We start from the raw sequence: 17,325 nt of genomic DNA, 5'->3' as shown, positions 1-17,325 counted from the left end.
TCTCATCTTCGCTTCCTTTGAATGAGCTACGATGAGCCGAAAATCCTCTCTTCTCAATTAAACCAATTCTGTCTCATGGGCGCTGATGTCGGACAGGCCTGTCGGGTTACGAGGATCGCTATCCCTTTTCGTTGTCGGGGGGGATGAAGCAAAGGGTCGGGCTTGCGCGCGCGCTCGCCGCCGACACCGACGTCATCCTCATGGACGAGGCTTTCAGCGCCCTCGATCCGTTGATCCGTGCGGACATGCAAGACCAGCTGCTGGATTTGCAGAAGAACCTTTCGAAGACCATCGTCTTCATCACCCACGATCTCGATGAAGCCCTAAAGATCGGGTCGGAGATTTCGATCCTGAAGGATGGTCAGGTCGTGCAGACAGGCATGCCGGCCGATATTCTGGCGAACCCCGCCGATGACTACGTCAAGCGCTTCGTGAAAGGGAGACAGGTGCACGCATGAGCGAAATCATCATGGATCAACCGCTGTCCTGGCAGAGCCTGGCGGCAGTGGCCGAGGGAGCCCGCCTTGAATTGTCCGAGGCTGCACGCGCGCGCATTTCAACTGCCAGGACCATCGTCGAATCGATTGTTGCAAGAAATATTCGCGGCTACGGCATCAATACGGGCGTGGGGGCCTTGTGCGATGTCATCATCGACCGGGCAAACCAGCAGACACTCTCCCGCAACATCATCATGAGCCATGCATGCGCTGTCGGCGAGCCGCTGGGGCGCGTCGAAACCCGCGCAATCATGGCGGCCATGGTCAACACCTTTGCGCACGGTCGCTCCGGCGTTCGGCTGGAGCTTGTGGAACTCCTGTGCGCCATGTTGAACCAGGATTGCGTTCCTGTCGTCAGGTCGAAGGGCTCCGTGGGCTATCTGGCGCATACTGCCAGTATCGCCCTCGTGATGATCGGTTCCGGATCGGCGATCTATCGCGGCAATCGGCTCCAGGGCGCCGAGGCGCTCAAGCAGATCGGCTGCTCGCCGCTCCTCCTCGAGGCAAAGGAGGGCCTGAGCCTGGTCAATGGAACATCGTGCTCCACCGGCCTTGCCTGCCTCGCACTGGCGCGTCTAAGGCGACTTGTCGATTGGGCGGATGCGGCTGCCGCCATGAGTTACGAAAACCTCGGCAGCCAGGCTGGGACCTTCGACCGGCAGACGCTGTCGATGCGCCGGTCGGACGGGCTCGATCAGGTCGGCGATGCGCTCCGGACCTTCCTTGCCGATAGCCCCATACTCGCTGCGAAGGCAGGGAGGAGGACGCAGGATCCGCTGAGCCTGCGGGCGATCCCGCAAGTCCACGGTGCGATACGCGACACCCTCGCCCAGGTGAGCGAAGTGGTCAGCCGAGAGCTATCCAGCATCACCGACAATCCCGCCATCGACGGTACACCGGACGAGCCGATCGTGCGCTCCGAAGCCCATGCCGTCGGGGCAGGCATAGCGCTGGCGATGGACAATCTGGCCATCGCCGCCTCTTTGCTCGGCACCATCTCGGAAAGGCGTCTGGACAGGCTGGTCAACCCGCTGGTCAGCGGACTACCGGCCTTCCTGACGGCCGACAGCGGCACCTGCTCCGGCTTTCAGGTCATCCAATGCACGGCGGCATCGCTGGTTGCCGAAAACCGGCGTCTCTCCAGTTCTGCAACGCTCGATGGCGGCATCACCGCCGCCCTGCAGGAGGACATACTGACCCACGCCACCCCGGCAGCATTGAAGGTGCTTGTCGTCTTGGAGAACGTGGAAGACATTCTTGCGATCGAGATACTCGCTGCCACGCAAGCGTTCGATCTTCAGCCGGAGGCCACCAAATCCGCACCGCAAACCTCGATCATTCGGGAGCGTGTTCGAAAGGAGATCCCGCTCTACAACGACGATCGGCCGATCTTTGAGGACGTCGATGCGATGAAGGCGATTATGAATTCAGGGGGAGTTATCAGATAAGCCGGTGTCGTCACATAAACCCGCTGTCAGTAAGTGGGGCGTAGAGATAGCGGGATGAAGAATTCAGCTATCAGCTACAAGCGCCACCGTTTCCCGCAACATATCATCGCCCCTTCGGTCTAGTTGTACTTTCGTTCATCCCGTTGCCTGCACGCCGGCATCCGGCTGGGAGAAAGGACAGGTCGAGAACCAGGTTGGCCTCGTGCGCGAACGCCTCTTCACCCCACGCCTACGGGTCAAAAGCCTGGAAGAGCTGAACGTCTGGCTGCTCGACAAATGCATCGCCTATGCCAAGGCACACCGCCATCCCAAGCAAGTCGAGCGGACGATCTGGCAGATGTTCGAGGAGGAGCGCGGCAGCCTCGTGCATTACGTCGGGCCGTTCGACGGTTTCGACTGTGTCCCGGCCTCGGTGCCGAAGACCTGTAGTCTGCCGTCCGCCCTTGCTTGCCGCTGCGCGTTTCCGTTTCCAACCGATTGACCAGATCGACGACGTTGAAGAAGCGCCCGCGCGTTCCGTTGCGGATGAGGGCTCGGGCAATGGCGATGGCCAGGTAGCTCTTTCCGGTTCCCGTGCCGCCGACGAGCGCGACATTGTGCTGATCGGCGACTAAGGTGCCGGTAGCCAGTTCCTGCAACAGGGGTTCATTGACGGGTGTATCGGCGAAGTCGAAGTCGTCGATGTCCTTGGCAAGCGGCAGCTTGGCGATGCTGAGCTGGTAGCGAGTGGAGCGGGCCTGCTTCTCGGCGATCGTCGACTGCAAGGGATCGCCGACGATGCGCGGCGGTTTGTGCTGCCGTTTGATGCCGTTTCCCATGACCTCGTCGTAAGCGCGGCGCATTCCATATAGCTTCAGCTTGCTCATCAGTTCGAGAACCGTAATCGTCGGGTCAGAGCTTTTTGACGTCGCGAGCCATATTCCACGGCAATAGCTCATCGATCTTGTTGATCGGATGATCGGCGATGCGCGTGAGGACGTTGCGAGCAAGCGAGCCTTCAGCCCATCTAGGCGGCCCGACGGAAGGACACCTCGGGCGATGAGGTCCATCTCAGAGCCAGGGTAACCGTACGTGCTTTCCAGGACCGGCCCCGTCGCACACCGGCTGGACAGTACAACGGGCATGATCTTGGCCAGTCGCTCCAACGCCGGGGCGAGGCTCGCGGAGACATGGCCTCCGCCGGCCCCCTCGATGACGAGACCGGAAAAGCCGAGATCTGGCAAGGTCAATAGGATACGGTCATCCGTTCCCATGGCGAACCTTAGAAGCGCCACGGGCTTGCTATCGGCGTCGAATTGCAGTTTCAGCGCCGGATAGCGGGCCGCTTGCCAATAGTATTGGCCTCTGCCCTCACTCAATCTCCCGACCGGAGCAGCATCCGCGGAGCAGAACGCAGATAGTCTGGTTGTATGTGACTTACCGACAAACTGGGCCGAATGGATTTCGTCGTCGAAAACGACGAGCACGCCGCGCCCACGGCTCGACGAATCTACGGCCACTCTGATTGCTGCTGCCAGATTCGAGGGGCCATCGGCACTCAACGCCGTCGCGCCGCATTGCCCCGGTCAAAACGATGGGGCTTTCTTCCTCGGTGAGACAATCAAGCAGGTAGGCAGACTCCTCAAGCGTGTCGGTTCCCTGCAAGAGGACAACGGCATCGAAACCAGTTGCGAGGCGTTTGCGAAGGTCTTCGGCGAGTGCCGTTATCTGTGAGATGGCTAGCGACGCGCTGGGAAGCTTGAACGGCGACCAGGTTTCAATGAAAGCAATGTCCCCAATGCTCGGTGTACCCGACAAAACATCATCCGCAGTGAGTGTCGGAGCAAGGCCGCCGACGCGATCGCCAGTCATGGTGATCGTGCCGCCGAGAGATACGATAAGAACGCTAGGTAACAAGGTTTATCCCATCTGGCCGGGTGGCGAACATAGGGTTGAGGGCGTTGCGGGCGGGTTCGCAGCCGGCCGCAATGTCATGCAGAATCTGACTGCGGCCGGCATGGAGCTGTATCGACCTTCAAGCGATAGCGGCTACCCTCTCTTCGGTCTCAAAGCGGCAAACCATCCGCGGACCGTCGATCAGCATCTCGGTACCTAGCGTTGTCGATAGGCGCTTAAAGTCGGCGAGAACCGGTGCGGCTTCATCCGCGTCGTCGATGAGAACAGGCATACCCTCCGAGTTGCAGTGCGTCGCGCGGAACTCGATTTCGCTGATCTGGCCGGCCTCGATGGAAATCGAACAAACCATTGACCAAGGGGCGATCTGCGAAAAGATGTCCTTCTGGACGGGGGTAGCATTCGCCCAGTCCTGCTGGGCGATATGATTGCCGAGACTATAAAGGATGGGTTTGTCGCAGTACGTTTCGATGCCAGCCGGGCTATGAGGATGGTTGCCCAGCACCATGTCTGCACCGGCATCGATGATCGCACGTCCGAGCGGCTGTTGGTATTCGGCCCTTGGATTTCCGCGTCCATATCCCCAGTGGACACTGACAATCAGAACATCGACGGTGGCTCGCAGGCGTTCAATTTGCCCGATGAGCTGTTCGACGTCTTCCGGGACGGCGCGGCTGCGCATCTTCATGGGAGCGCCGGGCTCGGTTGCTAGCAACACCGGATGGATTTCCGGCCATTGCTCGACACGGATGGGCGAAATTCCCGGACGATCGACCATTGCCGCGTAATCAGGCGGCAACAGGCAGGAAACCGCGATGATGCCGAGCTTTGTTTCGCCAATCTCGACGATCCGTGGTGCCTGGGCAGCGGCGAGGTCGTGCCCGCCTCCGACAGTGGCAATGCCCGCCCGATCAAGGTGCGACAGTGTGTCAAGGAATGCACCAATGCCGAAATCTCGTGTGTGATTGGTCGCGACGGTCATCAAATTGAAGCCAGCGTAGCCGAGATCTTTGGCGACTGCCGGATCTACGAGATAGGCGATCGGTGCGTCGGTGCGATGGCCAGCCTTTGAGAACTGGACTTCACAAGAACCCCATACGACGTCGCCGGCGCGCAGGTATTCCATGGTCCTCTCGTAACCGGGGTGTACCGGGACGCCATCCTGATAGAGCCGATTGCGAACGACGATGTCGCCTGCGGCCGCGAAAACCACCTTCGTAGGCATAAAGATTCCTCTAAATGTTTTTATGATGTATCTTAATCGACGAAAATACCTTTGAAGGCAAGTCGTTTTTTGCATAGTATCGCGCCTTTTGTTCGGATTTGTCCGAGGAGAGAAGCAGGTTTATTGACTGGTAATGTTTTTATGATGTATCAGAAGCGCTGCGGACGATGTAAGGCGCCCGCGCAGTATTCCAACGTTCAAAGAAAAAGAGGGGATTCCCGCAAAATGAGCGTCAACCTTCCTGCGGGCGGAACGGCTTCCGCGCCCGGCGATCTGGATGCGACCTACCAGAAAGTCTTCTGGCGACTGATACCCATACTCATGATCCTCTGGGTCTTGGCATGGATCGATCGCGTTAACGTAAGCTTCGCCAAGCTGCAGATGATGGAGGAGCTACAGTTCAGCGATGCTGTCTACGGCCTTGGTGCAGGCATATTTTACATCGGCTATCTGGTCTTCGAAGTTCCGAGCAATCTGCTTCTGCAGAAGATCGGCGCCCGCAAAACCATTGCCCGCATCGCAATAGGCTGGGGCGTGATCTGCATGCTGATGGCGCACGCCACGACCCCGGCACTGTTCTATACGCTGCGGTTTCTCCTCGGCGCGTTCGAAGCCGGCTTTTTCCCGGGCGTGATCATGTACCTGACGCTGTGGTTTCCCACTGAACGTCGCGCCAAAGTTTTCGGCATCTTCATGTCGTCGGTAGCGCTTTCTGGAGTTATTGGCGGGCCGCTTGCGGGATCGATCATGACCCATTTGCATGGATATTTGGGGACGTCCGGCTGGCAGTGGCTCTTTCTGCTTGAAGGTATGCCAACGGTCCTGATTGGCCTGTTCGTCCTGAAATATCTCACTGATAAAGTAGAAGATGCGCACTGGCTCACAACCAAAGAACGCTTGGAGCTGCGCGCAGATCTGGACCGAGACAGCAAGTCGTTGGGCGAACGTCAGCATTCGTTTGCGCTCGTCCTCCGCGACCGACGCCTGTGGATATTCACTGCAGTCTATTTCCTCGTGATCGTTATGAATGCGACGGCGGCGTTCTGGGGCCCGACGATCGTTCGTGAAGCAGGCTTCGACAATATCGCGACCATCGGCTGGATTATTTCCGGTGTATCGCTTTGCGGCTCGGCGGCAATGATCTTCAACGGCCTGATGGCCGATCGGACGCAGCGCCCGCTCGCTCAATGCGTTGGCTCGATTGTTGTAGGTGGCCTCGCCTTTGTCGCCCTCGCCATGCCCATCCATGACAACGCCCTATTGACGATTGCAGCCTTCGCGTTTGCCCTGGCCGGCGCTTACGGTGCCATTCCGGTATTCTGGCAGATGCCGAACAAGCTCTTTGCGGGGACGGCCGCCGCAGCGGGCATTGCCATCATCAACTCGTTTGGTAACCTGGGAGGGTTCCTAGCGCCTTACGGCCTCGGCCTCCTGAAGACCGAGACTGGTAGCGTGGCCTCGGGACTTCTGACCGTGGGCGTTCTGGGCTTGTCGGCCGCCCTTGTCCTGGTTCTTGCCGTGCAACGCTTCATGAATATAGAAGCGCAGACAATGCCCCCTGAAAGTGTAAGCCGTCTGTAGCACACACTGGGCGTCGCCTTTTACAAATGGCGACGCCCAGTAGGCTTGACATTGCTGCTGACGCCCGGTGTTTCTACCGCCTTCGGAGGGCGAGCGCTAACGGTCGTCCTCCATCAAGTGGTTTGCGTCGCATAGCCGATCCTCTTTCCGGAGCCCTTATGAAAGCTTCTGCCTCTACGCCTAAACAATCGCTCGGGGACCGTGTCTACAGTGATTTGCGCAATGCAATTACGCTTGGAGAAATACGCCAGGGAGTCGTGTTCAACGAGGCAGACCTGATTGCGCGCTACAAGGTTAGCTCGTCTCCGTTGCGCGAAGCCCTGACCCGTCTGCGGCAGGACGGACTCGTCAGGGTTATCGCCAGGCGCGGCTATGCCGTTACGGAGCTCAGCCTCAAAGATTTTCACGAGCTCATCCAAATGCGGCTGATCATCGAAGGGGCCGCCGCGGAACTGGCTGCACCACGCATTACCGACGCGCACATCGCGGAGCTGCGGCGTCTATCGAATACTAAGCTGGTTGTTGACGACAAGGCAAGCTATCGGAATTTCATGCAGGCCAATCAGGACTTCCACGAAAGAATTGCAGAGATCGCGGACAATGGGCGGCTGTGCCGTGCCACCAGCCAGATTTTTGACGAAATCCAGCGGCTGCTCTTTGCCGATATCGGCCACGGAGACGGTGATGAATTAGAGCACGACCATGACGAAATCATTGAAGCACTAGCACTGCGTGACGGACGACGAGCCCGCAGCGCGGTCATACGCCATATCAAACAGTCTCGTGACCGAGTCGTTGGCCGGATGATTCGTCAACACAAGGATTTCGAGGACAGCGATATCTTTAATTGATGCTTGTTCTCAGGCGAAGAGAATAGCTGAAATGCGAGGATGTTGGATGAATCGAGAACGCATGCATGAGTCGGCGCGTCACGCATGATATCCGGCTTTGCACCAGCACCTCCAGAACAAACCCGTCCTGAGGGCTTGTCGCAAAGTTTGGTTCGTCCCGCAGTTCACCCCTGACCGGGGTGCGCTTCACGCTTTATTAACTTTTTGAAGTCCGAAGAGGCGCGCGAGCAGGTCGCTCTGATCGTTGACGGCCCAATCGCGACTGAAGCCGAAGCCTTTCCGCAGCCAGAGCATCGCTTCGAACCCAGCGATCGTTCGGCGCGCGGTGTTGAAGGATTGGAAGTCCCCGATTTTCGGCATGTTCTTCTTCACCCTGAAATGGTCGCTCTCGATGCCCTGCTGCAAATGCTTGATGACGTAGTGTACCGGATCGGGATGGAGCAGGCGGTTGCCGACCGATGAGTTTATTGCGGCCAGGGACGTGTTGGCGCGATCCGTGCCGATCTTCCGCGGCGACCTCAAAGGCTCGTCCTTCAGCATTTTGCTGAAGAAGCGCTTGGCGGCATCGCGGTCGCGCCTTGCAGCCAGAAGGAAGTCGATCGGGTTTCCGTGCTTGTCGATGGCGCGGGTTATTCTATGTGGTGCCTATCAATTTGCGCTTTACAGAGATCGCCAGGTTCGCTCTCTGATATGCGGCAAGGCCTACAATGCTGTTCGGGGTCTGCGAGACGAGAGGTGAAGGATGCCGCGTTGGCAATGGTTGATGGCGCAGTTGACACGGCGATTGTGGGTGCACGCCAGTCTGATCGGATCGCTCGGGGTTCTGGCAGCGGTTCTCGCGGCTGTGGTCGACCGCTATATCCCCTGGAGGATGCCCGGCACGATCGGCGCCGATGCCGTCGACAGCATCCTCACCATCATCGCCTCCAGCATGCTCGCTGTCACCACTTTCTCGCTTAACGTGATGGTGTCGGCCTTTGGCTCGGCGACCAGCAACGTCACCCCGCGCGCCACCAAACTCCTCATGGAGGATCGCCTGACGCAGACGGTGCTGTCGACTTTCATTGGCTCCTTTCTATTCGGAATCGTCGGCCTAGTCGTGCTGAAGACAGGTGCCTATGGCGAGCGGGGGCGTGTTGTCCTGTTCGTCTTTACGATCGTGGTCATCGCGCTCGTCGTGATTTCCCTGTTGCGGTGGATTGACCATCTCACTCGCCTTGGCCGCGTTGGAGAAACAACTGATCGGGTCGAAGAAGCGACACGCGCGGCCATCGAGATGCGGCTCGATGAACCCTATCTCGGGGGCTGTCCAGTGCGCGACCGCGCACGCGACTTACCTGAGGACCGCGTCCTCGTGACCGCAGACTTGATCGGCTACGTGCAGCACGTCGACATCGGTGCGCTGTCTCGGTTTTGCGAGGCGCACGATACGGAACTGTTCGTTGGAGCCACTCCCGGCACGTTTGTCTATCCCCATACGCCACTGGCTTGGATCAGCCGGCCACAGAGCGCTGACGATATCGAAGAGCAAAAGCAGACGATATGCCGTGCATTCTCGATCGGCGATCAACGTTCCTTCGACCAGGATCCACGCTTCGGCCTCGCGGTGATGAGCGAGATCGCCTCCCGTGCGCTGTCTCCCGCGGTCAACGATCCCGGCACGGCGATCGATGTCGTCGGCCGCTCGACCCGCCTGATGAGCATCTGGGCGAGTGGGCGCCACGACAACCAAGGGGAACCGCCCAAGCACCCTCGCGTCCATGTCCCCCCGCTCGACACGTTCGACCTTTTTGATGACGCATTCATGGCAATAGCGCGCGACGGAGCAGCGCTGATTGAGGTGCAACTGCGTCTCCAGAAGTCTCTGCTCGCACTGAGCCGCATGGGCGACGCCGCGTTCAGGGCGGCAGCCCTGCACCAATCGCGGATGGCTATGGGTCGCGCCGAAGCCGCTCTTACATTGGAGGCTGACAAGCTGCGCCTGCGTGAACTGCTCGACGCGAGTACCTAAGATGGTGATGTCAGGTTAACTTCGCAGAAGCGTGTGTGGGATGATGGTGCGTGGATCAGGCCTGCCGATCCGGTGACAGCTCTCCAGTGTGCGATCGCGTTGAGGCGATGCAGATGGACAGCAATGGCTAAGTGTTTCGAGCGAGGCGGGACAAAGAGATTTCGGACCGCCGAAAAGACGCTTGCGAAACGCTGCAGTGCGCCTGCCAAACGGAACCGCTGCATCACCCGCTCCCGTTTCCGCAGCGGCAGGTGCGAGTTTTCAGCGCGGTTGTTCAAGCCCTTGCGCAATCGATGTTCGACGTCCGGCATGACCTGATGCCGTGCAGCGCCGTAAGACCAAAGCTTGTCAGTGACGATGCGGGAGTTGTCACGTTATCGAGCGGTGATCGAACCACGCCCACGGCTCTCTGAGATCAGGCAACCGCGCCCGTCACGGCCTTCCAATGCGCTATTGCGCGGATGCGGTGAATGTGAGTGGCCAGGGGGATCGTTTGTGATGCGGAGTGACGAAGAGATTTCGGAGCGCCGAGAAGATCGAGATGAACCGCTGCGAGCTGCCGGCTGAACGGAAACCCTGCATCGGGCGTTCTCGTTTTCGGAGCGGCAGATGAGAATTTTCCGCTTGATTGTTGACCTTGTGGGACCGGTGCTCGACAGCCGGCATAACGTCACGCTTGGTCGCGTCGTACGAACGCAGTTTGTCGGTGACGATCCGCTTGGGCGGCATGCCTGCTTTCTTTAGTAGCCTGATCAGCAGTCGCTTCGCGGCTTTCGTATCGCGCCGGCTTTGAATGATCTCGTCGAGAACCGCTGCGACGGCGGCCGGCGACGGATTTGCTTCGCGTAAGCGGGTCCGAATTTCCGACCCCATCGGCGTATCGCTTCATACGAAACGACTATGCCGCGCTCCAGCAGCAATTCCTCGACCAGGCGCAGGCTCAGCGGGAACCGAAAGTACAACCAGACCGAATGGGCGATGATATGGTGCGGGAAACGGTGGCGCTTGTAGCTGATAGCTGAATTCTTCATCCGCTATCTCTACGCCCCACTTACGGACAGCGGGTTTATGTGACAACACCTTTCAATCGCCTCCCGCTGCATAGCCTCGAGCGCGGCAAGCATGATCGCTACCCCGGCCTTGTCATCGAGATGGCGCGAGACGATGAAACCATTGCCGAGAAATTCTGCCTGCGGATCTATGGCGACGATATCGCCGATATCAATTCCGAGTTGCACGATGTCCTTCCGGTCACGCGAGAGCGCATCGATACGAAACTCGACGTGGGGCCATCCCGTTGGCTGCGCGTCGACTTCGTCGTTGAAGGTGTGGCCCGACGCCTTCAACGGCAGGACGGAGCCGCTATAGATCCCCTTGCCGGAAAAGATCGAAGCGCGGGCGCCTTCGGCAAACCGCGCGGACCAATGGCCGATCGAGACGAGTTCGAGCCGGCCGTTCCGCAGCGCCGCGGCGCGTCAGCTTGACCTTCCAGCCCGAGGCGCTCCAGTTCGTGCGCTGTGTAACGCACGGCTTCGTCAGTAAAACCGGTGGGGCTCTGAATGTCGAGCAGCGCCGTCAGCCGGGACCTGAGATAATCCGCGTCGATATTGATCGGTGTCTGCATGGGGGCCGTTGTCGCAGCCAACACCGGTTTCGTCTACAAATGCCGGAGCCGGCGAGTGCTAAGTCTTCCTCGGCACGACCTTGCCTTCCCGCCCATCGGGAAGCGTCCGAGCCTGCGAGATGTCACCGACCTGGCCCGCCGTGGCACGCTGATCAGCCCCGCCGCTTGGACGCTCGCCCAGGCGATCAGGGTTGCCTACCCACCTGAGGTTTCCGAGCACCTCACATAGGCCAAGACCGCATCACAGATCATGTGCTTGTGTCGGTTGTAAAGCTCAGGCGCGGAGAGGTCGCGGTGGAAGATCGTGCCAAAGGTGTATCTGTTCGAAACGCGGAAAAAGCAGAATGCGCTGATGAGCATGTGAAGGTCGACGGCATCGACATCCCGACGGAAGATACCTTCGCCGCGGCCTCGTTCCAGAACCGCTGCGATGGTCTTGACGATCGAGAGATTCAGCTCTCCGATCTCCGAGGACTGCTTCATGTGGCTCGCGTAGTGAATGTTTTCGATGCTCACCAGCCGAACGAAGTCCGGGTTGTTCTCGTCGTGATCAAAGGTGCTGGCAATCAAGGTCCGCAGCGCCTCGACGGGCGGCATATCCGCCAATTCGAGATCAGCCTCAAGCGACCGGATCTTTCGGTAGGCCTTCTCCAGGACCGCAAGATAGAGGCCCTCCTTGCTGCCGAAATAGTAGTAAATCATCCGCTTCGAGGTTCTTGTCTTCTCCGCGATGGCGTCGACACGCCCGCCTGACAGGCCATAGGCAGAGAACTCCTCGGTGGCGACCCTGAGGATATCTTCTTTTGTTTTCTCGGGGTCGTTCTTCCTACCCTCTCTATCAACAGGCCTGGCCACGTTATTCTTCATCCCCCTGGGCGGGCAGTCGGCCCGCAGACGCCTCACTTCTTATTCAGCTTTGAGCCCGTCATCAACTCGCGCAATTTGACACGGACTGGTTCGTACATTATCAAAATCAGGCAGTATGCGACGGAAGGAGTGCCAATGGCAGGACAAAGCCGTCTTGATCCATGTGCCGGCGGTGGGGGTTGGAAATGACTGCTAAGCAGGTTTCGCCATTCGAAGCTGGACTGATCGGTAAGGGGATACAAGCGTCGTTGACGCCCGCCATGCATATGGCAGAGGGGCGCGCGCAAGGCCTGGATTACCGCTACGTCCTGTTCGATCTCGACAGAGTCGAGGGCGATCAGATCGCCGCACTTCTGGTGGATGCGGAACGACGCGGCTTTGGCGGCCTCAATATCACGCACCCTTGCAAGCAGCAGGTCCTCGAATTGCTTGACGATTTGTCGGACGAGGCAGCGGCGCTCGGCGCAGTCAACACCGTCGTGCTTCGCGATGGTCGACGGCGCGGTCACAACACCGACTGGTGGGGCTTCGCGGAGAGCTTCAGCCGTGGCCTTCCTGGTGCCAACTTGGCCTCGGTCGTCCAGCTTGGTGCCGGTGGCGCGGGTGCTGCCACGGCCTTCGCCATTCTGCGCTCTGGTGCCCCCGCGCTTACGATTTTCGATCAGGAGGAAAGCCGCGCGTCCGCCTTGGTCGAGAACATGCAGCGGCATTTCAAAGGCGCAGCGATCAGGGCCGGGGCTGATCTGGCAGCGGAGATGGCGAACGCCACAGGCCTCATCCACGCGACGCCGACGGGGATGGTCAAGTATCCGGGCTTGCCTTTGCCTGCGGAACTTTTGCAGTCGAACCCATGGGTCGCCGAAGTTGTCTATTTTCCGCTCAACACGGAACTGTTGGTAGAGGCGAGACGTCGCGGCTGCCGCACGTTGGACGGGGGCGGCATGGCAGTTTTTCAGGCGGTCAAAGCATTCGAACTTTTCACCGGGATCGAACCTGACGCGGCGCGCATGTTGAGGCACTTCAAGGAGTTGACCCGAGGTGCCGCGCAACCCACGCTGGCTGCAGAGGGGGGCTGATGAAGACTTCGATCACGACGGTTTCGATCAGCGGAGAGCTCCCAGAAAAGCTGAAAGCAATTGCCAACGCAGGCTTCGACGTGGTCCAAATCTTCGAGACGTCGCTCGCATGATCCGCGACTTCGAAGGCATGCCGGAGTTGCACCGCACACAGCGGGACATTCGCCGGGGCTTCTTCTTCGAGATCATTTAGCGGGCTGGCTGTCGGGGATATGGTGCTGCCGACGCCGTCTTGCGCATAGCAGCCCTTAAAGGCAGACGAAACCGGAGGGGGCCGGTTGCATGACGCAGGTAATTCCGACATCAGGGGTGGAGTGTCTGGTTCGCTCACGCCATCTGATGCGTCAATCTTGAATCGCTGGATTGATTAAACGGACCATTCCGTACATTATTATCAGAGTCATAGCCGGGGGGAACGGCTTTGGATGAGGAGGGTGATCATCCGATCATCGGGTGATGGACCAACAACAGGAGGAGAAAGCATGAACCTTGCCCTGACACGTCGCCACTTGATTGGCGCAACGATGATTGCCGCAGCGGCACTTGCCGTTCCGGCGCTCGCGCAAGACAAGCCTACCCTGAAGTTTTCGGCGGTCTTTTCCGAGCAAGACATCCGCGCCGAGATGACCAAGATGCTCGCAGAGGAGATCAAGGACGATTTCACATTGGAGCCCTACTACGGCGGCAACCTGTTCAAGCAGGGCACCGAACTCGTCGCGATCCAGCGCGGCAATCTGCAGATGGGCAACATTGCACCCCAGGACATCTCCAAGCAGATCCCGGAATGGTCGGTGCTGACCTCTGCCTATCTATTCCGAGATGCCGCACATCTGAGCGCCTTCTTCAACAGTGAGGTCGGTGCCGAATTCAAGAAAATGGCCGAAGATCAACTCGGCATCCATATTCTCGGTCCGACCTATTTTGGCGCACGCCAAGTTGGATTGAAGCCAGAAAAGAAGATCGCGACGCCGCAAGACATGGCCGGCATCAAGCTGCGTATGCCGGGCGGCGACGCCTGGCAGTTCCTTGGCGAGGCGCTCGGTGCGAATCCGGTGCCGGTCGCTTATGCCGAAGTCTACACGGCACTTCAGACCGGCGCGATCGATGGCCAGGACAATCCGCTGCCAAACGTCAAGAACATGAAGTTCTATGAAGTGATGTCGCAGATCGTATTGACCTCGCACCTGATCGGTTACGACCTGCTTGTGATCTCCAAAGAGGCGTGGAATGCGATGACGCCGGAGCAACAGCAGGCTTTTCAGGCGGCAGCCGACAAAGCGATGAAGTTTAGCGAAGACAAGCACGTCGAACAGGAAAAGGCACTTCTTGAGGAGTTCAAGGCCGCAGGCCTGCAGATCTACGAGCCGGACCTCGAAGCCTTCCGCAAGTTTGCCCAGGAAAAGTATCTGAACTCCGACCTGGCGAAGTCGTGGCCGGAAGGAATTCTGGAGAAAGTTGCGGGCCTCTAGTCGGCTGCCTCGCATAATTGCTCGTTGCCGAGCGGTGAGGCGGAGCTAACAACCCGCCTCGCTACCTTCTGGAGAACTGGATATGCCCCCGAGACTACTCGCCATCGGCGGATGGCTGAGACGACGCGCGGAAAATCTTCTGTGCCTGCTGCTCCTGGCGATGTTCGTCGTCTTCACGCTACAGATCATATTCCGCTACGCGCTCAACCTTTCGATCGGCTGGACCCACGAGGTTAGCGTGGCGCTGTGGATCTGGATCGTGCTCTTCGGCTCGGCCTTTGTCGTGCGCGAGGTGGACGAAATTCGTTTCGACTTGATCTGGGGCGGGGCCGGCGACAAGGCGCGGAGGATCATGCAGGTTATCTGCGCTGCCGCGCTGATATTTTTGTTCGGGATCTCTCTTCCAGCCGTGATCGATTACGTGACCTTCATGAAGGTCGAAAGCACCGCCTACCTCAAGATTCGTTTTGACTACCTCTATTCGATCTATGTCGTCTTCGCCGTTGCAATGATTATCCGCTATCTATGGCTCGCTGTTCAGGCCATTCGCGGCACGGCACCAGACGCATTCGATCCGACCAAGGCGGGCTCAGGCGTATGACATTTGCAAGCCCCTTTTCCATCACCCTTGTGGTCATTACCGCACTTGCCTTCATGGGACTGCCGATCGGTCTTTCCATGATCAGCGGCTCCATACTTTACCTGTGGCTTGTTGGTGCCGACATGGGGATTGCCGCCGAACAGTTCCTCAACGGCATGTATTCCAACTACGTCATCCTGGCCGTACCACTCTTCATCCTGGCGGCCGAGTTCATGAACGTCGGCTCTATGACCGAGCGCTTGCTCAACTTCTGCAATGTCCTTGTTGGCCGCTTCCGCGGCGGGCTGGCGCAGGTGAACATCGTCCAAAGCATCATCTTTGCGGGCATGTCCGGCTCGGCCATCGCAGATGCCGCAGGCAGTGGAAAGATGATGCAGAGCATGATGACGCGGGAAGGCCGCTACACACCGAGCTTCGCTGCCGCTCTGACGGCAGTAACGGCGGTAGTCGGCCCGATTATCCCGCCATCCATCCCGATGATCATCTACTCGCTCGTCTCCGATGCCTCGATCGGCTACCTCTTCCTTGCAGGCATGGTGCCCGGTCTGCTGATGGCGGGCCTGCAGATGGTGCAGGTGGTCATCACCGCCCGGCGTCGGAACTTCCCCGTCGAGAAGCCTGTTCCGCTCCGGGAGATCCCGGGTATCACGGTCCGCGCTTTCCCCGCTTTGATGATGCCCGTCGTGCTGCTCGGCTGCATCTATTCCGGCATCACGACCCCAACCGAGGCGGCGGCCATTGCCGCGGGCTACGCGCTACTGATCTCGGTCGTGCTCTATCGCAGCATCAGCTTTAAGGACTTCTACGGATCTCTTGCGGCAAGCGCCAAGTCGACGGCTTCGATCGGCATGCTGATCGCGGGGGCACTGGTGTTCAATTACGTCGTCACGATCGAGAACATACCCGATAGCATTCGGGTGATACTGACCGGCTGGGATCTCAGCCCCACAGGCTTTCTGATCCTGGTCAATGTGATCCTGCTTATTCTTGGTTGCTTGCTGGAAGGGACAGCGATCCTGCTAATTATCGTGCCGGTCTTCATACCGACAGCGCAGGCACTTGGTATTGATCTCGTCCATTTCGGTGTTGTGGTCGTCGTCAATATCATGCTCGGGCTGGTGACGCCTCCCTACGGCCTGCTGCTGTTCATCGTTGCAAAGATCTCCGGAGCGCCCATCAAGGATATCATCCTGGATGCCGCACCATTCCTGTTTTGGATGGTCGTCTGCCTCGTCTTCATAACATTTGTCCCCGACAGCGTTCTCTGGCTGCCACGGTTGCTTGGATATCAAGGATAACCCATGAAACCCATATACGTTCTCAACGGCCCCAACCTAAACCGGCTGGGCAAACGCGAGCCTGATATCTACGGCAGGTGATGTGATGTCTGGATGGCGCCCGTTTGGCAATGTGATTTTGGCTGATGGTTGAGCTTTGCGGGTCAGGTGCGGTCATGTCTCCGGCCTATTCGCGCGGCACAAATAACCGCTGGCCCTGATGTTGTCCGCTTGAACCGATCGCTATCACGTTATCGCGCTGTTGTTGCGAAAGACATCGCCGCGGGTTCTTCGGTTGGTGCGGTCCATTCCGCTTTCGCTGTCACATCATACCATCGTCACTCCGCCAACTATTTTGCGTGAGGGGGCGCTATCGTGATCAGGCCGACGCTGCGACCTTAGCGCTGTCGCCGGTGGCATCGCCCTGCTGGAAGGCCATGTTCCTCGCCATGAGCACCCAGACGATGCGGGCAATCTTTTTGGCGAGCGCAACTGCGACAACCTTGAAAGGCTTCTTCGGGTGTTGTCACATACACCTGCTGTCAGTAAGTGGGGCGTAGAGATAGCGGGATGAAGAATTCAGCTATCAGCTACAAGCGCCACCGTTTTCCCGCAACATATCATCGCCCATTCGGTCTGGTTGTACTTTCGGTTCCCGCTGAGCCTGCGCCTGGTCGAGGAATTGCTGGTGGAGCGCGGCATAGTCGTTTCGTATGAAACGATACGGGGTCGAAAGAAAGCTGAAGGCCGTCGATGTGATCGGCTTGCTTTCCGACCTCTTCATCCTGCGGGGCATCCCGACGCATATTTGGTCCGACAACGTCCTATGTAGGGAAGCAGCAGCGGGCAAAGGCCAGCAGGTCTCGTTGCGCCGAGTGTAATCGGCGCTGATGATTTTTATGATC

Annotated in this window: 10 protein-coding genes and 11 pseudogenes; 12 read left to right on the top strand and 9 right to left on the bottom strand. The window is 58.7% G+C overall.

Going from position 1 to position 17,325, the window contains the following annotated elements:
• Positions 1 to 95: 95 nt before the first annotated feature.
• The 3 genes and pseudogenes from CRO48_RS30295 to CRO48_RS30285 form a co-directional block, all read left to right on the top strand.
• Positions 96 to 458 (top strand): annotated as a pseudogene (locus CRO48_RS30295) (ATP-binding cassette domain-containing protein); the annotation flags it as partial.
• On the top strand, positions 455 to 1,945 hold the full coding sequence (locus CRO48_RS30290; protein ID WP_097143371.1) for an HAL/PAL/TAL family ammonia-lyase: 1,491 nt from the start codon (positions 455 to 457) through the stop codon (positions 1,943 to 1,945). The pseudogene CRO48_RS30295 and the gene CRO48_RS30290, both read left to right, overlap by 4 nt.
• 133 nt (positions 1,946 to 2,078) lie before the next feature.
• A pseudogene (locus tag CRO48_RS30285) lies at positions 2,079 to 2,372 on the top strand (IS21 family transposase); the annotation flags it as partial.
• Here the strand turns inward: CRO48_RS30285 and CRO48_RS32600 are convergent.
• The 4 genes and pseudogenes from CRO48_RS32600 to CRO48_RS30265 all read right to left on the bottom strand — a co-directional run.
• A pseudogene (locus CRO48_RS32600) lies at positions 2,371 to 2,811 on the bottom strand (ATP-binding protein); the annotation flags it as partial. The pseudogenes CRO48_RS30285 and CRO48_RS32600 sit on opposite strands and share 2 nt — an antisense overlap.
• Before the next feature lie 25 nt (positions 2,812 to 2,836).
• Positions 2,837 to 2,965 (bottom strand): annotated as a pseudogene (locus tag CRO48_RS33435) (transposase domain-containing protein); the annotation flags it as partial.
• 23 nt (positions 2,966 to 2,988) lie between these two features.
• Positions 2,989 to 3,796, bottom strand: a pseudogene (locus CRO48_RS33170) (asparaginase); the annotation flags it as partial.
• A 163-nt stretch (positions 3,797 to 3,959) separates the two neighbouring features.
• Positions 3,960 to 5,063, bottom strand: a complete 1,104-nt coding sequence (locus tag CRO48_RS30265; protein WP_176526954.1) for a CapA family protein — start codon at positions 5,061 to 5,063, stop codon at positions 3,960 to 3,962.
• A gap of 225 nt (positions 5,064 to 5,288) precedes the next feature.
• Here CRO48_RS30265 and CRO48_RS30260 point away from each other — a divergent pair, with 225 nt between their 5' ends.
• Together CRO48_RS30260 and CRO48_RS30255 are read left to right on the top strand one after the other, a co-directional pair.
• A complete protein-coding gene (locus CRO48_RS30260) occupies positions 5,289 to 6,644 on the top strand; it encodes an MFS transporter (RefSeq protein ID WP_097143368.1) in 1,356 nt (451 codons plus the stop codon).
• A gap of 158 nt (positions 6,645 to 6,802) precedes the next feature.
• The gene (locus tag CRO48_RS30255; RefSeq protein ID WP_176526953.1) at positions 6,803 to 7,495 is read left to right on the top strand and encodes a GntR family transcriptional regulator; all 693 of its coding nucleotides are present in this window, start codon (positions 6,803 to 6,805) and stop codon (positions 7,493 to 7,495) included.
• 186 nt (positions 7,496 to 7,681) lie between these two features.
• Here the strand turns inward: CRO48_RS30255 and CRO48_RS30250 are convergent.
• Positions 7,682 to 8,122, bottom strand: a pseudogene (locus CRO48_RS30250) (DDE-type integrase/transposase/recombinase); the annotation flags it as partial.
• 136 nt (positions 8,123 to 8,258) lie between these two features.
• On the opposite strand from CRO48_RS30250, the gene CRO48_RS30245 reads away from it, so the two are divergent.
• Positions 8,259 to 9,506 (top strand): DUF2254 domain-containing protein, encoded by a 1,248-nt coding sequence (locus tag CRO48_RS30245; protein ID WP_097143366.1) that lies wholly within the window; start codon positions 8,259 to 8,261, stop codon positions 9,504 to 9,506.
• Positions 9,507 to 9,571: 65 nt separating this feature from the next.
• Here the strand turns inward: CRO48_RS30245 and CRO48_RS30240 are convergent.
• From CRO48_RS30240 to CRO48_RS30225, 4 genes and pseudogenes are all read right to left on the bottom strand, one after another.
• Positions 9,572 to 9,868, bottom strand: a pseudogene (locus tag CRO48_RS30240) (DDE-type integrase/transposase/recombinase); the annotation flags it as partial.
• 53 nt (positions 9,869 to 9,921) lie between these two features.
• Positions 9,922 to 10,537, bottom strand: a pseudogene (locus CRO48_RS30235) (IS6 family transposase).
• A 51-nt stretch (positions 10,538 to 10,588) separates the two neighbouring features.
• Positions 10,589 to 11,130, bottom strand: a pseudogene (locus tag CRO48_RS30230) (osmoprotectant NAGGN system M42 family peptidase); the annotation flags it as partial.
• Between the two features lie 195 nt (positions 11,131 to 11,325).
• Entirely contained in the window at positions 11,326 to 11,997 is a 672-nt protein-coding gene (locus CRO48_RS30225) for a TetR family transcriptional regulator (protein ID WP_097143365.1), read from the bottom strand.
• A gap of 185 nt (positions 11,998 to 12,182) precedes the next feature.
• On the opposite strand from CRO48_RS30225, the gene CRO48_RS30220 reads away from it, so the two are divergent.
• The 6 genes and pseudogenes from CRO48_RS30220 to CRO48_RS30195 form a co-directional block, all read left to right on the top strand.
• On the top strand, positions 12,183 to 13,073 hold the full coding sequence (locus CRO48_RS30220; protein WP_097143373.1) for a shikimate dehydrogenase: 891 nt from the start codon (positions 12,183 to 12,185) through the stop codon (positions 13,071 to 13,073).
• A 482-nt stretch (positions 13,074 to 13,555) separates the two neighbouring features.
• Positions 13,556 to 14,542 carry a TRAP transporter substrate-binding protein DctP gene (dctP, locus tag CRO48_RS30215; RefSeq protein WP_097143364.1) on the top strand — a complete coding sequence of 329 codons (987 nt, stop codon included), beginning with the start codon at positions 13,556 to 13,558 and terminating at the stop codon, positions 14,540 to 14,542.
• 82 nt (positions 14,543 to 14,624) lie between these two features.
• Complete coding sequence (locus CRO48_RS30210) at positions 14,625 to 15,143, top strand: TRAP transporter small permease (protein WP_097143363.1); 519 nt, start codon at positions 14,625 to 14,627, stop codon at positions 15,141 to 15,143.
• Positions 15,140 to 16,441 (top strand): TRAP transporter large permease, encoded by a 1,302-nt coding sequence (locus CRO48_RS30205; protein WP_097143362.1) that lies wholly within the window; start codon positions 15,140 to 15,142, stop codon positions 16,439 to 16,441. Before CRO48_RS30210 ends, CRO48_RS30205 begins: the two co-directional genes overlap by 4 nt.
• A 3-nt stretch (positions 16,442 to 16,444) precedes the next feature.
• A pseudogene (locus tag CRO48_RS30200) lies at positions 16,445 to 16,516 on the top strand (type II 3-dehydroquinate dehydratase); the annotation flags it as partial.
• 474 nt (positions 16,517 to 16,990) lie between these two features.
• Positions 16,991 to 17,147 (top strand): annotated as a pseudogene (locus CRO48_RS30195) (IS6 family transposase); the annotation flags it as partial.
• Between the last annotated feature and the right edge of the window lie 178 nt (positions 17,148 to 17,325).

Source organism: Rhizobium subbaraonis, assembly GCF_900220975.1.
Classification (GTDB): Bacteria; Pseudomonadota; Alphaproteobacteria; order Rhizobiales; family Rhizobiaceae; genus Mycoplana; species Mycoplana subbaraonis.
Note: the sequence above shows the minus strand (reverse complement) of the source record. Positions and strands in the feature narration are given on the sequence as shown.

Excerpts from the sequence above, each read along its gene's own strand:
- CRO48_RS30255 (WP_176526953.1), top strand. The coding sequence starts at position 6,803 with ATGAAAGCTTCTGCCTCTACGCCTAAACAATCGCTCGGGGACCGTGTC.
- CRO48_RS30245 (WP_097143366.1), top strand. The coding sequence starts at position 8,259 with ATGGCGCAGTTGACACGGCGATTGTGGGTGCACGCCAGTCTGATCGGA.
- CRO48_RS30260 (WP_097143368.1), top strand. The coding sequence starts at position 5,289 with ATGAGCGTCAACCTTCCTGCGGGCGGAACGGCTTCCGCGCCCGGCGAT.
- dctP (WP_097143364.1), top strand. The coding sequence starts at position 13,556 with ATGAACCTTGCCCTGACACGTCGCCACTTGATTGGCGCAACGATGATT.
- CRO48_RS30225 (WP_097143365.1), bottom strand. The coding sequence starts at position 11,997 with ATGAAGAATAACGTGGCCAGGCCTGTTGATAGAGAGGGTAGGAAGAAC.
- CRO48_RS30220 (WP_097143373.1), top strand. The coding sequence starts at position 12,183 with ATGACTGCTAAGCAGGTTTCGCCATTCGAAGCTGGACTGATCGGTAAG.
- CRO48_RS30210 (WP_097143363.1), top strand. The coding sequence starts at position 14,625 with ATGCCCCCGAGACTACTCGCCATCGGCGGATGGCTGAGACGACGCGCG.
- CRO48_RS30205 (WP_097143362.1), top strand. The coding sequence starts at position 15,140 with ATGACATTTGCAAGCCCCTTTTCCATCACCCTTGTGGTCATTACCGCA.
- CRO48_RS30265 (WP_176526954.1), bottom strand. The coding sequence starts at position 5,063 with ATGCCTACGAAGGTGGTTTTCGCGGCCGCAGGCGACATCGTCGTTCGC.
- CRO48_RS30290 (WP_097143371.1), top strand. The coding sequence starts at position 455 with ATGAGCGAAATCATCATGGATCAACCGCTGTCCTGGCAGAGCCTGGCG.